This is a genomic window from Pseudobythopirellula maris (assembly GCF_007859945.1).
In the GTDB taxonomy this organism is placed as follows: domain Bacteria; phylum Planctomycetota; class Planctomycetia; order Pirellulales; family Lacipirellulaceae; genus Pseudobythopirellula; species Pseudobythopirellula maris.
Map to the genome: position 1 here is coordinate 654,965 of NZ_SJPQ01000003.1, position 14,444 is coordinate 669,408.

14 protein-coding genes are annotated in these 14,444 nt (G+C 62.6%); 9 read left to right on the forward strand and 5 right to left on the reverse strand.

The features are described from left to right. Positions 1-121: 121 nt before the first annotated feature. Positions 122-601: a hypothetical protein gene (locus Mal64_RS15390; protein ID WP_146401829.1), complete on the reverse strand. Its 480-nt coding sequence runs from the start codon at positions 599-601 to the stop codon at positions 122-124. A gap of 658 nt (positions 602-1,259) precedes the next feature. Further along, positions 1,260-1,688, reverse strand: coding sequence for an alternative ribosome rescue aminoacyl-tRNA hydrolase ArfB (gene arfB / locus Mal64_RS15395; RefSeq protein WP_146401831.1), 429 nt, complete (start codon positions 1,686-1,688; stop codon positions 1,260-1,262). A gap of 304 nt (positions 1,689-1,992) precedes the next feature. Here arfB and Mal64_RS15400 point away from each other — a divergent pair, with 304 nt between their 5' ends. Next, positions 1,993-2,445, forward strand: coding sequence for a ferritin-like domain-containing protein (locus Mal64_RS15400; protein ID WP_146401833.1), 453 nt, complete (start codon positions 1,993-1,995; stop codon positions 2,443-2,445). A gap of 36 nt (positions 2,446-2,481) precedes the next feature. On the opposite strand, the gene Mal64_RS15405 is transcribed toward Mal64_RS15400, so the two are convergent. Beyond that, on the reverse strand, positions 2,482-3,114 hold the full coding sequence (locus tag Mal64_RS15405; RefSeq protein ID WP_146401835.1) for a response regulator: 633 nt from the start codon (positions 3,112-3,114) through the stop codon (positions 2,482-2,484). 898 nt (positions 3,115-4,012) lie between these two features. Here Mal64_RS15405 and Mal64_RS15410 point away from each other — a divergent pair. The 4 genes from Mal64_RS15410 to Mal64_RS15425 all read left to right on the forward strand — a co-directional run bounded on the left by Mal64_RS15410 (position 4,013) and on the right by Mal64_RS15425 (position 7,535). Further along, positions 4,013-4,819: a sugar phosphate isomerase/epimerase family protein gene (locus Mal64_RS15410; protein ID WP_231993785.1), complete on the forward strand. Its 807-nt coding sequence runs from the start codon at positions 4,013-4,015 to the stop codon at positions 4,817-4,819. Between the two features lie 698 nt (positions 4,820-5,517). Then, the gene (locus Mal64_RS15415; protein ID WP_146401839.1) at positions 5,518-6,117 is read left to right on the forward strand and encodes a peroxiredoxin; all 600 of its coding nucleotides are present in this window, start codon (positions 5,518-5,520) and stop codon (positions 6,115-6,117) included. Between the two features lie 235 nt (positions 6,118-6,352). After that, positions 6,353-7,018 carry a GTP cyclohydrolase I FolE gene (folE, locus tag Mal64_RS15420; RefSeq protein WP_146401841.1) on the forward strand — a complete coding sequence of 222 codons (666 nt, stop codon included), beginning with the start codon at positions 6,353-6,355 and terminating at the stop codon, positions 7,016-7,018. A 40-nt stretch (positions 7,019-7,058) separates the two neighbouring features. Continuing rightward, entirely contained in the window at positions 7,059-7,535 is a 477-nt protein-coding gene (locus tag Mal64_RS15425; RefSeq protein ID WP_146401843.1) for a 6-pyruvoyl trahydropterin synthase family protein, read from the forward strand. A 189-nt stretch (positions 7,536-7,724) separates the two neighbouring features. Here Mal64_RS15425 and Mal64_RS15430 read toward each other — a convergent pair whose 3' ends face one another. Next, positions 7,725-8,735, reverse strand: coding sequence for a sigma-70 family RNA polymerase sigma factor (locus tag Mal64_RS15430; RefSeq protein ID WP_146401845.1), 1,011 nt, complete (start codon positions 8,733-8,735; stop codon positions 7,725-7,727). Positions 8,736-9,030: 295 nt separating this feature from the next. Here Mal64_RS15430 and Mal64_RS15435 point away from each other — a divergent pair, with 295 nt between their 5' ends. Next, positions 9,031-9,918: a B12-binding domain-containing protein gene (locus Mal64_RS15435; RefSeq protein WP_146401847.1), complete on the forward strand. Its 888-nt coding sequence runs from the start codon at positions 9,031-9,033 to the stop codon at positions 9,916-9,918. 111 nt (positions 9,919-10,029) lie between these two features. Then, entirely contained in the window at positions 10,030-10,947 is a 918-nt protein-coding gene (locus tag Mal64_RS15440; RefSeq protein ID WP_146401849.1) for a PfkB family carbohydrate kinase, read from the forward strand. Between the two features lie 848 nt (positions 10,948-11,795). Here the strand turns inward: Mal64_RS15440 and Mal64_RS19930 are convergent. Next, positions 11,796-11,936 carry a hypothetical protein gene (locus Mal64_RS19930; RefSeq protein WP_197525806.1) on the reverse strand — a complete coding sequence of 47 codons (141 nt, stop codon included), beginning with the start codon at positions 11,934-11,936 and terminating at the stop codon, positions 11,796-11,798. Positions 11,937-12,089: 153 nt separating this feature from the next. On the opposite strand from Mal64_RS19930, the gene thpR reads away from it, so the two are divergent. Together thpR and recA are read left to right on the forward strand one after the other, a co-directional pair. Beyond that, positions 12,090-12,668 carry an RNA 2',3'-cyclic phosphodiesterase gene (gene thpR, locus Mal64_RS15445; protein WP_146401852.1) on the forward strand — a complete coding sequence of 193 codons (579 nt, stop codon included), beginning with the start codon at positions 12,090-12,092 and terminating at the stop codon, positions 12,666-12,668. Positions 12,669-12,956: 288 nt separating this feature from the next. Beyond that, on the forward strand, positions 12,957-14,144 hold the full coding sequence (gene recA / locus Mal64_RS15450; RefSeq protein ID WP_146401854.1) for a recombinase RecA: 1,188 nt from the start codon (positions 12,957-12,959) through the stop codon (positions 14,142-14,144). Positions 14,145-14,444: the final 300 nt, after the last annotated feature.

Consider the following 14,444-nt stretch of genomic DNA (forward strand, 5'->3'; position numbering starts at 1 on the left):
ACCGGAATGCCCGCCCCGCGAAGCGGTACAAGATTTGCGCAAATCGCGCAGGCCGGCGGCGCAGCGGCGACGGCGCGATCCAGCAAGGCAGGTGGGTACGGGGGGCCACGGCCGCTCGACCCTAACCTTCCCCCCCCACGTCGGTGAGCATCATCTCTTGCAAGAGTTCGATCTCGGCCCGGTCGTGGCGGTCGACTTCGTCAAGCAGCTCGCGGATCTCCTCGCAGGCAGCCTCGAATTGGACCGGATCGGCATGGGCCATCGCCTCGAGACGAGGCTTGAGCAGCAAGATCCTTTCGCGGAAACGCCGGTGGTCGGTCGCCAGCGTCACGACCCGGTTCTCGCAGCGGGGCCGTTGCTCGACGATGTCCGACAGGTAGCCGCCTTCTTCCTCGATCGCCATGAGCCGCTCCATGTGGCGGCAAAAAGACTGCAAGGTGAAGCTGACGCTCGTTTTCTTGCGATCGGCGCTCACGGCAGGCGCCCTCCATTCGACGGTGACCCGTAACGCGTCCTTGATGTGCTCTAGGATGCGATGCTCCGAAAGAGTGGCGCCAAAATCGGCCGCTCCGGTCGGTGTCGCGGTACGAGAAAAATCCATGGGAATCCCTCCGTCTTACAAGGTCGGACACCCGCCGTTGGGGGGAAATACCCCCAGGACATGGCGTCCCTGCGCCTGAGATATCATCCTCAGTGAAATCCTCCCCACGATCCCCACACGGCTAGCTGAGCTCTTGAAAAGCAACTTGCCCTGCAGGGAAACGTGGCGGCATGCCCCTCGTTTCCAAACCTCGATCAAACGGCCGCTCCGACCACGATCAAGGACAAACCAACCGCCGTGAGCGAAACAACGCCCGACTGGCGGAATGCGAATCCTGGTTTACGAGAGTGGTCCGGCCTCGGAGTGCTGCTGGCCGCTGACAACGAAAGCCCGTCAGCACAACGCTAGAAGCCCGGCCTCCCAAAATCGCTTCGCTCGTTGCCGCCGGCTAAAACACAAGATGAGAAAAAAGAATGCGGCAACGCAGTAGCAGTAGATTAGCTGTTCTAAGAAGCAGTTTCCACTTTTGCTTGCATGAAAAGGCGAAATTGGCCACTCCGAAAGCGGCCTTAAACGTCGTAACTTCTTGAGCGATGAGAGATTAGGGATTCGTTGATCTCGCAACCCCCACCCAGTGCGACAGCAACCCATTCTGCGCGTTCACCCCAAACTCCGGGCGCATTCCAGGGCGACGATCCTTAAGCAGCGTCAGTCGCGCTCAGTCGCTCTCAGGGCGACGACGCCGCTCTTTCTTTTTGGCGTGAGCCCGCTTGCTGCTGAGCCGCGACTCGTTCGACGAACGGGTTGGCCGCGTCGGCCGGCGCTTCCGAGGGGGCGAAGCCGCTGAGAGGACCATCGCACGCAGGCGCTCGACGCAATCCGCCACGTTGCGACCCTGCTCACGGTTGCGATCAGACGCAATGACCAGTTCGCCATCGTTCGTCAAGCGACTGGCGAAGCTCTGCTGCAAGCGGCGGCGGACGTCGTTGGGCAGCACCGCGCTGGTGGCTACCGACCAACGCAACACGGCTTTCGTGTTGAGCTTGTTGACGTTCTGCCCTCCAGGCCCCGCGCTGCGCGCGAAACTGAACCGCAACTCGCCGCGGGGGATCGTGATCCGCTCGTTGATGTACAAGTCACGCTGCATGAGGGAAAATCGGCAAGGCTCCAGAAAAGAATTCTTGGGGGGACAACACAGCGTGGGAGACAAAACCGAGGGCTGGGGGTTCACTGGCGCCGGCGAGCCCAACCTCCGCACCCTCGGGGGCAAGGGACACACACGATCGCGAAGCCCTCGCCGCTGACAGGCACTTTATCGCCCCTCGTCCGCGGTGGCGACCTGCAACCTTGGCCCGCCCGCTACGAGACGCCGCATTGCCAAGCCGCGTGGCGTCGATACCATGGATCTAGTCCTCCCCAGACTCACTCCAGCAATCAAGAAAGAGTCGGCCATGGCCGCTTCACGCGAAGAGATCATCCAACTGCTCACCACCGCCTACCGCATGGAGCTGGAGACGGTGATGAACTACATCTCGCAGAGCATCAATCTCGACGGCGTTCGCGCCGAGGAGATCAAGAAATCGCTCGCCGGCGACGTGGCCGAGGAGACGATGCACGCCACGCTCCTGGGCAAGCGGATCAAGCAGCTGGGGGGCTTCATCCCGGGCTCGGCCGACCTGGAGTTCGGCAGCCAGATCCAGCCGTCGAAGAAGACGACCGACGTGGTGGCCGCGATCAAAGCGGTGATCGACGCCGAGCAAAAGGCATGCGATCACTACAAGGCGGTGATCCGCGCGACCGACGGCGAGGACTACGTGACACAGGATCTCTGCATCCGGCTGCTCTCCGACGAAGAGGAGCACCTGATCCTATTCCAAGGCTTCCTCAAAGAGTACGAGGGTTGACGCCCCGCAGCGCTAAGGCCGTCCGGCGCCACTGTCTCAGACCAAGTCGCGGCGCACCGCCCATACGGCCGCCTGCGTGCGATCGGAAACGCCGATCTTGCGCAAGATGTGCTGCACGTGCTCTTTGACCGTCTCGTAGCTGATGCCGAGGGCCAGGGCGATTTCCTTGTTGCTCAGGCCGTGGGCCAATTGCTTGAGCACCTCGCTCTCGCGACGTGTGAGCGGCGCGCCGTCGCTCCCCTCGAGCCGCTCGGCCGCCAACGCGCCGGTGAGACGGCGCATTTCCCCTTTGGTCCAGCAGGCGCCGCCGCTCGCCACGGTGAGCATCGCCGATCGCAACTCGTCGAGCGAGACGGTCTTGAGCAAGAAGCCGGCCGCGCCGAGGGCATGGGCCCTCGCGACATAGGTCGGGTTGTCGTAGCCGGTGTAGACCAACACCGGCGTCCGCAGGCCGCTGGCTCGCATCCGCGCCAGGCAATCGAGCCCGTCGACCGGCGCCATGCGTACGTCGGTAAGCAATATGTCGGGCTGCAACTGCGAGACCAGCCCGTAGGCCTCCTCACCGTCGCACGCCTCGCCAACGATCTCCCAAGCCTCGTTCGCCAGAGCGCTTCGGACACCGACTCGTATCGCCGGATGGTCGTCGGCGATCACTACGCGGTGTGACATGTGAGTTCGCCTACAAGATGAAAAAAGGGGGGGGGGTAGTTTATTAGGAGCGAGCGGCGACTTACTAAATCGAATGCTACTGACGCCTAGAGCGGTTTGCTCATTGGTGTAGACGCTCGGCTCGCGATCGGCGTCATGGCTTCGTCAGCCTGCATCGACAATGCATCGCATTGCCTGCTTCGGCTTCCTCGCCACGACCCCAATCGCTTCCCCGCTCGTCCACACCAATTCGAAAACCGCTCTAGTACGCGGTCGTGCCCACCCAAGGTGCTTGTCAGCCGGCACGGTTATCGCGGCTCTCGCACAATGAGAACCGAAGCGTTCTTTGCGTCTGGTCTCTTTCAGCAGCCGGGGCGTCGCTCGCCCCGGGTCGTCTGAAGCAAAATCGAACCGCTCCGTCGGCAGAGATTGAAGCAAAGCGAGCCTTGATTCAGCGGGTTGCGTAACCCGCTAACTCTCGTACAGCTCGCCATACCTCTCCAGAGGTATAAATGGGCGCTAGGTGCGCAATGGCAAGGTCATCGCAATGCATATTGCGGCCACCCGAAATCTAGTCGTCGCGTTCTTCGCTATCAAGCAGACCTAGCGTGCCTGACTGCAGACTGCGTATATTTCCTCGCATTCAGGGCCGGATTGAAGCGAGGGCGCCACTCCTTTGAGTGACCTAAATCCTTGATTTCCATAGCTTTACACCCGTTCAGGGGCGCAAGCACCTGGCCTTTTCAATCGTTTGCTAGCGAGCTTTACGGGGCGTCGGGCATGTCGCATACTCGCGACGCCCCTTTGAAAATGAAACCCTGCTGAGACGGCTCAAGGACTGTTTGCCCTTAGCCACCCCCCGGCAGGAACCGAACGGCCCCGCCCCCAACCAGTCGACACCAAGATGCCACGATTGTCGATGAATCAGACAACGACCTTCCGATGGTCGTTTGACGAGGACTTGCACTACTACCGCCTTCACGGGTTCAAAGGGATCGGCGTTTGGCGTCGGAAGTTGCTTGACTTCGGTGTGGAACGGGGCGTTGAATTGCTCGGCGAGAGCGGTCTGAGCGTCTCGAATCTGACCTGGGCGGGTGGGTTCACGGGCATCGATGGGTTGTCGCTCGCTGAGAGCATCGCCGACGCACACGAGGCGATCCGTCTCGCCAAGCGGATCCACGCCGGCCGGCTCGTCGTTTATCCCGGTGGCCGGAACGGACACACATTGCGCCACGCCCGTCGCCTGCTTATCGAGGCGCTCGGCGAGCTCACCCCCCTGGCGGAAACGCTCGGCGTCACGCTCGCGATCGAACCGATGAACCCGTGCTGCGCCCAAGAGTGGAGTTTCCTCACTTGTCTGGATGAAACACTCGATTTGATCGCCGAGATTGGCAGCGACCAGTTGCGGGTGGTTTACGACACTTACCACTTTCCTATCGATGCTTGTCCGATCGCCCGCTTGGCGGACTTGGCTCCCAAGATCGCCATCGTTCGTTTGAGCGACACCGCGTCGCCCCACACGATCGACCAAGAGCGTTGCCCGCTGGGCGAGGGCCACACGCCGCTTGGCGAGATCGTAGTTGCGCTTCGCGAGGCGGGATACGACGGCTGGTACGACGTGCAGTTGAGCGGGCCGGTCATCGAATCGGCCCCCTACGAAGAGCTGCTCGCCGGCAGTCGACGGGCGTTCGATGCGCTCGCAATTCCAACGGCCAGCGCTTCCTGATTTTCTAGTTGGCGGTTGCCCCCGCCAAAAGCATCATTGAACCGATTTCAGTTCAGCGCTAAGTCGCTGAACGTTTCGGCTTGGACGGGGAGGCACGACACGGGCTGGAGGCAGGTCCCGGACGAGCAACAGCGTTCGTTCGCCCCGCCCGTCCTAGCTCGCCTCACCGTGGGATGGTCCTGCTCTGACTCGGTCTGCCCCAGTGGTTGGGCCCGCTCCCGAGCGTTTTCGATCATCGTGAGCGTCGTCAAAACGTTGCTGCACATCGCCAGAATGCTCCCTTCGGGTTGAGCGGCAGCCTCGACCGAACGCGCGGAGACGGGACCGCAGTTTGGCTGGAAAAGCCGTTTTAAAGAGCAACTCCCTATCGTATTTATACGTCATCACGGGGAGCCGCAGCGTGAGAATCGCCTCGCTCGCCCCCCGATCACCCGAGTCGAACCCTCCTAGTTGTCAGAGGCCGTATCGCCGGGCAGTGCGTGCCCCTGTTGAGGGCTGATATGGCAATGCGTCGGGAGTTGAGCGGCTGGCTGAAAACGGCGTTCAACCCCGGCGAAAGAGCGGATTTCGCTCGGGGGAAGGCCTTGAAGGGCGCGGTCAGGCGCCTATAACAGATTTAGCCTGTCGGCTTTTCAAGCTCGCCAGCCCCGCCCACCTAGTCTCCCCCCCGCCCACGACCCCCGCCCGACGAGAATCCCATGAGCGTATTGGTTCAAAAAGAGGCCCCCGATTTCACCGCCCAGGCCGTCATGCCGGACGGCACGTTCAAAGAGCTCAAGCTCTCGGACTACCGTGGGCAGTACACGCTGTTGTTCTTCTACCCGCTCGACTTCACGTTCGTTTGCCCGACCGAGATCATCGCGTTCTCCGACCGCAACGCGGAGTTCGCCCGTCTCGGAGTGCAGTTGCTCGGCGTGTCGGTCGACAGCCACTACTCGCACTTCGCCTGGCGTGAGCAGCCGCGCAGCCAAGGGGGCATCGGTCCGATCGAGTACCCGCTCGTGGCCGACCTGAACAAGAAGATCGCCGCCGATTACGACGTGCTGATCGACGGCGGCGTGGCGCTCCGGGGCCTGTTCTTGGTCGACAAGGAAGGCGTCGTGCGGCACCAGGTCGTCAACGACCTGCCGCTCGGCCGCAGCGTCGACGAGGCCCTGCGCATGGTCCAGGCCCTGCAGTACTTCGAGCAAAATGGCGAGGTCTGCCCCGCCAACTGGAAAGAAGGCTCGAACACGATCAAGCCGACCATCGGCGAGAGCAAGACCTTCTTCGAAGCCGAATACGCCGAAGGAGCCTGAGTCCGTCTCGGACGAAACCGCTCAGGACGATTCGATCGACCCAGCCGAGGGCCCACTAACGGCGCCAGCCGTTAGTGGGCCCTCGTTGCTTTTCCGCCCAGCCTGCCTAAAGTTACCTGCTGGGCTTGCGTTCTCACGGAACGCCGACGCCCGGCTTTTCTCTGGGCGCCGAGGCTTTCGCCGGACTAGTCCCCCCGGAAGCCGAGCGTGCGTCTCTGCCCGGAAAGACACTGACATGGCTACAACACTCTCCAATCAATCCAGCGACAGCCTCAACGGCGACGAGAACGCTTGCGCCAGCGAGGGCCCCGCCCAACCGAGCCAGCCGGCCGCTGAAGTCGACCGCGAGGCGATCAAGGACGCGGTTCGCACGATCCTCAAGGCGGTGGGCGAAGACCCCGACCGTGCGGGGCTCGTCGAAACGCCGCGCCGCGTGGCGGACATGTACGCCGAAATGTTCTCGGGGCTCCACAAGCAGCCCTCCCGGCACCTGCAAGTCGTCTTTCCCGAGACGTACGACGAGCTCGTGCTGGTAAGCGACATCCGCTTCACGAGCATGTGCGAACACCACCTGCTGCCCTTCAGTGGCGTGGCCCACGTGGGCTACATGCCCAACGGCAAGGTCACGGGCCTCAGCAAGCTGGCTCGGGTGGTCGAGGAAGTGGCCCGCCGCCCTCAGGTGCAAGAGCGGATGACCCAGCAGATTGCCGACCTGATCGAGAAAGAACTCAACACCAACGGCGTGGTCGTGGTGGTCGAGGCCGAGCACTCCTGCATGTCGATCCGCGGGGTCAAGAAGCCCGGCAGCATGACGCTGACCAGCGCGTTGCGGGGCGTGTTCAAGACGTGCCAAGCGACACGCGCCGAGGTGATGTCGCTCATCAACCGGCCGAGCCGCTGATCCGGCGAATCATTCCGCTCTCCGAACTCACCCGTTCGAAATGCTGATCCAAAAAGACTACAAGTTCTACGCCGCGCACCGCAACGAAGAGTTGTGCGACAAGTGCCGCAACCTGCACGGGCATCGCTACGGGGTGAGCTGCTTCTTCGAGGTCGAACGCCAAGGCGCTCTGACGACCCTGTTCGGCGATTTCGACGACAAGATCGAGCCGCACCTCAAGCAGAACTACGACCACGGGATGCTGATCAACGGCAGCGACCCGCTCTACGCCACGCTACGCGATCACGAGCAACGCACCGGCGAGAAGTTCCGGTTGAACGTCTTCTCGGCGCCGACCACAGTCGAAAACCTGGCTCACAAGCTGTTCGGCGAGATCACGGAGATGGGTTTCCGAATGCAGCGGATCGAGGTGCGTGAGACCGACACCTCGGTCGTCACCTACACGCACAAGGACTGGCTGGCCGACAACCGCGACCCCGGCCGCCTCGGCGGAGAGCCTGCCCCGCAAGAAGCCTGAAGCGAGCTTAGAACGGTTTGCTCATTGGTGTAGACGCTCGGCTCGCGATCGGCGTCATGGCTTCGTCAGCCTGCATCGACAATGCACCGCATTGCCTGCTTCGGCTTCCTCGCCACGCCGACAATCGCTTCCCCGCTCGTCCACACCAATTCGAAAACCGCTCTAGCAGCGGTCTTGTTGTTGCAGCGATCAAGCGAGCAAGGCTTCGAGCCGCCGGTCTTGGGCCGAATCACGCAGCTTCTCGAGCGCGCGGTTCGCCAGCTGCCGCACCCGCTCTTTCGAGATCCCCAGTCGCTTGCCGAGCGTGCTGTAAGAGACCTTCGACCCGCCCCGGGGGTTGTCGCTCGGCTCGCGATCGAGGCCGAACCTCGCCACGAGGATCGAGCGTTCCCGCTCGTCGAGAGCCGACATCATCTCGGCCAACGTCCGGCTGACTCGTTTCCAATGCGTTTCGCTGACCAGCGGCTCGGGCTGGGGCTCCTCGGCGCAGTTGTCGAGCACGTCAGAAGCGGCCACGCCGTGGCGCTTGGCCAACCGTGTGTGGTCCGTGACCATGCGATACAAGTCGCGTCGCACTGCGCAGGTGGCGTAGGTGCTGAACCGGTAGCCGCGCTCCAGGTCGAATTTCTCGATCGCACGCAGCAGCGATGTGATCCCTTGGCTGAGCAGTTCGTCAAAGTCGTTCGCGGCGTTGGCGTACTTCTTCGTGATCGAGACAACCAGCCGCGTGTTGGCCTGGATCAGATGATTGCGGATCAGGTCCGCCCGCTCCGCGTGGCTCTCGATTCGCGCAACGGTACGCTTGCTAGGCCGCTTTGGGTTGAGCTTCGCCCGCAAGCGATTCGCAAAGTGCTTGTGGAGATTCATCCGCCGGAAGAGTTCGTGCTCTTCCTCTTGGCTCAGCAAAGGTGTGGCGCACATCCGGGCCAGATGAGAGGGGAGCCCCGCCGGACGGATCGGTTCGAGAACCGACTCTCCTCGCTCGATTCGTTGGGCGAGCTCGCCAAGCTCTTCCGAATCAGGATTATCCACCGCTTTGAAATTCGGGTGCGATATCAGCGACCACTCCGTTTTAGCGAGCTCCTCGGCCCTAGCCTTGAGCCGTTTGGCAGCAAAATCATCCGCCGGGATCGGAGTGGGAGACGCGTCGCGGTAACCCGCAGCAAGGCAGTCGTACTTATCCGCTGTCGATACGTTCATCGCTCATGACCTTCCGGTAAGTGTGGCTCTAGCAATCTGAAGAACTACCTAGCCGTCCAAACGACCAAAACGTTCAATTCGTTCACCCATCCTATTGCGGCCGAAATCCCAAGGCAATAACAAAAACGTTCAAATCGTTCATTGGGACGATTTGGGGCTACAATTGCCGAGTGAGGTCGTGTGAACTCGAATCGGGCAGCGAGTCGGTTTCCGATTTGACGTTCCGCCCTATAGTCACGCGTAACCTCCTAGAGGCTCCACGTTTAGGCGCCGCGTAATCGCAATACGAATCGCTATGAAACAGCTCTTGAGCCCCAAGCAGGTAGCCGCATCGATTGGGGTCAGCGAGTCTTCGCTCAAGCGTTGGTGCGACCAGGGTGTCATCCGTAGCGAGCGGACACCTGGTGGGCATCGCCGAATCGCCATGGACGAGGTTGTGCGGTTTGTACGCTTAGGCGATCACGCCTTCGTGCGGCCCGATCTGCTGGGTCTGCCGGCTCGCAGAGGCCCCGAGGCGCGGGGCGGTGACCAAGCGGTCGCCCAGTTGCAGGCGGCCGTACGCGATGGCGACGCCGCACTGAGCAACCGGCTGATCCTTGATCACTACCTGGGCGGCGCCGACCTAGCGACCGTTTTCGACGAGGTGTTGGCGCCGGCGATGCACGCCATCGGAGAGGAGTGGGAGTGCGGCGAGACCGAAGTCTTCCAGGAACGCCGGGCGTGTGAGATCTTTGGCTCGGCGATCCACGACTTGAAGCGGCTCCTGCCGCCGCCGGCGCTCGATGCGCCCATCGCACTGGGCGGCGCCCCCGAGGGGGACCACTATCACTTGGCTTCGCAGATGGTCGATCTGGTGCTCACCGAGGCGGGCTGGCGTTCCCAGTTGCTCGGCGGGGCGTTGCCCTTCGCTACGCTGTCCGTCGCCGCGCAGCGGCACCAGCCGCCGCTCTTTTGGCTGAGCATGAGCCACGTCGGTGATCCCGAAACGTTCTGGAGCAGGTACCGGGGCTTCGTCGAGGGACTGCCCGACTCGACCCGCCTGTTGGTGGGCGGCCGGGCGTTTGACGCCGAGAGCGGGGCGTTCAGCGAGCGTGTGACCTACTGCGAGGATCTTCGCACCTTGGCGCGCAAAGCCGCCCTCCCGGCGAGCAACGCCGCCGAGTCCGGGGCCAAGGCCGGTTGATCCCGCCCGCCTTGCGAACGATAATCCCGCCTTCTCGGCTCCCGGGACGCGCGTTCGGTTCTGCGTGCTTCCTCCCCACCCGCTTTCCTGCTCCCAAGAAGTACTGAATCTATGAGTCTGCTAGTCGTTGGATCGGTCGCGATCGACAGCGTTGAAACCCCCACCGATCGTCGCGACGACTTTCTCGGTGGTTCGGCGACGCACTTCTCCTACGCCGCCAGTTTCTTCACCCAGGTGAATCTCGTCGGCGTGGTGGGCGACGACTGGCCCGAGGAGCACACCGAGCTCTTCCGCAGCCGCAATATCGATGTGAGCGGGCTGCAGAAAGTGGATGGCGGCAAAACGTTCCGCTGGACCGGCCGCTACGAGCCGAACATGAACGACCGCGAGACGCTCGAAGTGCAGCTGAACGTGTTCGGCGAGTTCGACCCGAAGGTGCCCGAGAAATTCCAAGACGCCCGTTTCGTATTCTTGGCGAACGGCGTGCCGGCGGTGCAGCAGAAGGTTCTCTCGCAGGCGCCCGCTTGCCAGTTGGCCGTGGCCGACACGATGGACCTGTGGATCGTCGAGCACCGCGAGACGCTCGACGCGTTGCTGAAAAACATCCACGGGCTGGTGCTCAACGACAGCGAAGCGAAGCTGCTCACCGGCGAGGAGAACCTCGTTACCGCCGGTCTCAAGGTGCGTGAGATGGGCCCCGAGTTCGTTATCATCAAGAAGGGCGAGCACGGCGCCATGTTCTTCGGCCACAACGCCGCCGGGCAGGTCGAGGTGCTGGTCTTGCCCGCCTACCCCACGCAAGCGGTCATCGATCCGACCGGCGCCGGCGACAGCTTCGCGGGCGGCCTGATGGGCTACCTCGCCGAGCAGGACAAGCACGACGCCGAGACCTTCAAGACCGCCATGGCTTACGGCACGGTGGTCGCCAGCTTCAACGTCGAGGGCTTCGGGCTCGACCGCATGGAGCAGATCTCGCGTGAGGACATCGACGAGCGACTCGCCGCCTACCGCAAGATGCTTAATTTCTAGCTTCTCACGCCGTGGGGCCGATGGCGCGTCAACACCACCGCTGCGCGTACTGCGGGATGGGCTTCCGTGAGTCGCCCATCATCGCGGACGGTCTCGATTTTTGTAGCGAGGCTTGCATCCAACGTTACGACGACCACCCGTGCTTGAGAGAGCTGCCCTCTGAGTTCCTCGAGCACAAGGTGGCCGAGGCCAGTCAGGTACCCTGTCCCAAGTGTGGCGGTCCTGGCCCCATCAACGCGGTCAGTTCCCACCGAGTGTTTTCGTTCTTCTTTATCACCTACTTCGCCACTAACACCGAAATCGGCTGCGTCCGCTGCGGCAGACGTCAGTGCGCCGTCGACGCAGCGCTTTGCCTTTTGTTAGGAGCCTGGGGGTTCCCCATCGGCGTTATCGGAGCCCCCATCCAATGCGTGCGCAATATACGGATGATCCGGAGCCTGTCGGCGGGCGACCCTTTCAAGGGCGAGTTCCGCCGCACGGTTCTGGATGATCTAGCTCACCGACTCGAGGAAGAAGATTCGAAGGCGTCCGCCGCTACGCCTTGATCGCGAACCCGAAATCGAAGTAAAGAACTCCGATGTCCGAGTCGAAGATCAGCCTGATCGGGTCCGCGTCGCGAGGGGAAGCAGAGCTCGATCGGCTCGCTGCGCTTTACGGTGGACAGGCCGATGTCGAGACTCATCTCGGGCTTAATCTTGGTCACCCCGAGCACCATGTTGGCGATCTTGCCCACCGCCTAGAGCACATTGTTGTCGATGCTGCGGGCCGGTCGCCGAGCATCTGTCCGACGATGCATAGCGACGTATCCCGGTTGAATCCTAGGCAAACAAAACCCTTCGCGTTGCCTGTCATCGCATTGCCGAGTTGGCCTCGCACGTGGCGGCGTCCTCGGACCGCAGCTCCAGACCGCCGCATTCGGCCTCGCTGCCCAGCATCGAGTCGAAGAAGGTCTCAATCGCCGAACTCAGCAGCGGGTTGATGATTGACACCGTCACTCTGGCACTGATAGCCGTTGGCATGCGATGCTTCCAAGACTCGACAGAAATAGTATGGCCGGCTTGCGTGGCTCGACAGCCAAGACCACACCGGCTCCCCTGTGGTTGCCTGCGAATTAATCCCCTCACGCCTTTAGATCCACCGCCATGGGAAAAACCCGTACCTTTGTCGCCGTTGAGATCGCTGAAGAGGTGCAGCGGCGCGCCTCTCAGCTGATCCAGCGGCTCACGCCGCACGCCCCGCGCGCCCGCTGGGTCGAAGAGGAGAACCTGCACGTCACGCTGCTGTTTCTCGGCGACCTAACCGACCACGAGGTGGCCGACGCTTGCTCTCGGGTCGAGTGGGTCGCGCGAGCGAACGAGCCATTCGGCCTCACGATCGAGGGGGCCGGCGCGTTCCCCGCGCCCGATCGGCCGCAGACGCTGTGGCTCGGCGTGGGCGAGGGCCGCGCTGAGCTTGAGAGGCTGCACGACGACCTCGACGCCGATCTGGGCGATTTGGTCGTAAAACCCGAGCGGCGTGGTTACGTGCCCCACCTGACGCTCGCCCGTCTCAACAAGGCGGCCAACGTTTCCGGGCATCTCGGCGCTGCCCTCACAGGTTTGGCCGACTACAACGCCGGCGACTCGATGATCGACGGGCTGACGGTCTTCGCCAGCGAGCTCGACCGCAGCGGGCCGACCTATCACGCGTTGGCGCATTGCCCGCTGGGAACTCCGGGCTGAGGCTGCTCCCATAGCAGCTGCTCTGCAGCTGCCCCTTCTGACTGCTCACGAACGGGCGGTATTGCTAGCACTTGGCGGCCACGCTGGTGGTTTACGCCGTCTGCAAGGCCTGCGCACGTCGGCAAAGTTTCTGGCCAGAAAAAAGAGAGACTGTGTTGCACCCGAGAGTGAACACCGATACAGTATCCGTGCGTACAGTACTCAAGCCCATCGGGGGCCCACCCAAAACCCTTCCGCCTGTACGCCGCTTGAAAAAGCGTTACCCCTTGCAGATAAAGGACTTGTTACATGGTCACTACCGCCGCCTCGCCCAATAATCGCATGGCTAAAAAGAGCAACAAGTCCGACACCAAGAAGGCCGCCGCTGCCAAAAAGGGAGCCGCCAAGTCGGCCGCCCCGAAGACCGCCATCCAGGTCGCCCTGGAGAACAGCGACGATCTGCGGCACACCGTCGCCGCGATCGAGAAGCAGTTTGGCGAGGGGGCGATCATGCCCCTGGGCAACGAATCGAACGTGCGGATCAAGGGGATCTCGACCAGCAGCCTGTCGCTCGACATGGCTCTGGGCGGTCAGGGAGTCCCGCAGGGGCGGATCGTCGAGGTGTTCGGCCCCGAGTCGAGCGGCAAGACAACGATCGCCTTGCACGTGATCGCCCAGGCACAGAAGAAGGGGGGCATCGCCGCCTTTATCGACGCCGAGCACGCCCTCGACCCGAGCTGGGCCAAGAAGCTGGGCGTCGACCTTGAGACGCTGCTCGTGAGCCAGCCGGGCCACGGCGAGGAGGCGATGCACATCACCGAGATGCTCATCAAGAGCAACGCGGTCGACGTGATCGTGGTCGACTCGGTGGCGGCCCTAGTGCCGAAGAAGGAACTCGACGGCGAGATCGGCGACTCGCACGTCGGTTTGCAGGCGCGGCTGATGAGCCAGTCGATGCGCAAGCTCACCGGCGCCATCGCCAAGAGCAAGACCTGCGTGATCTTCATCAACCAGATCCGCGAGAAGATCGGCGTGATGTTCGGCAGCCCCGAGACGACGCCGGGCGGCCGGGCGCTGAAGTTCTACTGCTCGTGCCGGATCGACGTGCGGCGGATTGGCCAGCTCAAAGACGGCGAGGAAGTGGTCGGCCAGCGGGTGCGGGCCAAGGTCGTGAAGAACAAGGTCGCCCCGCCGTTCCGCGTGGCCGAGTTCGACATGATGCACAAGGACGGCGTGAGCTACGAGGGTGACCTCATCGATCTGGGAATCGAGCAGAAAGTAATCGCCCGCACCGGCGCCTGGTTCCGCTACGGCGACGTGCAGATCGGCCAGGGCAAGGAGAAGGCGCGGTTGTTCCTCCGCGAGAATCCCGACACGGCCGCCGAGATCAAAGACAAGATCCTCGCCGCCGGCGGGTTCGACGACCTGCTCGCGATGCCCAAGGCCCAGGTCGAGGCCGAGACGGCCGACGACGACGAGGAAGACGGTTCGCTCTGAGTCGCGTGAACCACGGATAGCACGGACGAGGCGCGCTGAGGGATAGCCACGAAGAGACGCGAAAAGACGCCCAAAAATCGCTGGTGGCGGAGTCGCTCCGAGTGTCTCGACGAATTGATTTTATCGTGCTCTTTTTGTGCCTTTTCGTGGCCATTTAGAATCTGTGCGATCGGTGTCATCCGTGGTTCAACCGGAGCGTGATCGGTCCCCTGCCCAGGCGGCTCGCCATGGGCAGCGGGGCAGGGGGGGCGTAGAATTGGCGCCTGGAATGGACGCCCGCCCCTCTCTCCACACTTTGAC

Coding starts and splice junctions, on each gene's coding strand:
- Mal64_RS15390 (WP_146401829.1), bottom strand. CDS start 601: ATGGATTTTTCTCGTACCGCGACACCGACCGGAGCGGCCGATTTTGGC.
- arfB (WP_146401831.1), bottom strand. CDS start 1,688: ATGCAGCGTGACTTGTACATCAACGAGCGGATCACGATCCCCCGCGGC.
- Mal64_RS15400 (WP_146401833.1), top strand. CDS start 1,993: ATGGCCGCTTCACGCGAAGAGATCATCCAACTGCTCACCACCGCCTAC.
- Mal64_RS15405 (WP_146401835.1), bottom strand. CDS start 3,114: ATGTCACACCGCGTAGTGATCGCCGACGACCATCCGGCGATACGAGTC.
- Mal64_RS15410 (WP_231993785.1), top strand. CDS start 4,013: ATGAATCAGACAACGACCTTCCGATGGTCGTTTGACGAGGACTTGCAC.
- Mal64_RS15415 (WP_146401839.1), top strand. CDS start 5,518: ATGAGCGTATTGGTTCAAAAAGAGGCCCCCGATTTCACCGCCCAGGCC.
- folE (WP_146401841.1), top strand. CDS start 6,353: ATGGCTACAACACTCTCCAATCAATCCAGCGACAGCCTCAACGGCGAC.
- Mal64_RS15425 (WP_146401843.1), top strand. CDS start 7,059: ATGCTGATCCAAAAAGACTACAAGTTCTACGCCGCGCACCGCAACGAA.
- Mal64_RS15430 (WP_146401845.1), bottom strand. CDS start 8,735: ATGAACGTATCGACAGCGGATAAGTACGACTGCCTTGCTGCGGGTTAC.
- Mal64_RS15435 (WP_146401847.1), top strand. CDS start 9,031: ATGAAACAGCTCTTGAGCCCCAAGCAGGTAGCCGCATCGATTGGGGTC.
- Mal64_RS15440 (WP_146401849.1), top strand. CDS start 10,030: ATGAGTCTGCTAGTCGTTGGATCGGTCGCGATCGACAGCGTTGAAACC.
- thpR (WP_146401852.1), top strand. CDS start 12,090: ATGGGAAAAACCCGTACCTTTGTCGCCGTTGAGATCGCTGAAGAGGTG.
- recA (WP_146401854.1), top strand. CDS start 12,957: ATGGTCACTACCGCCGCCTCGCCCAATAATCGCATGGCTAAAAAGAGC.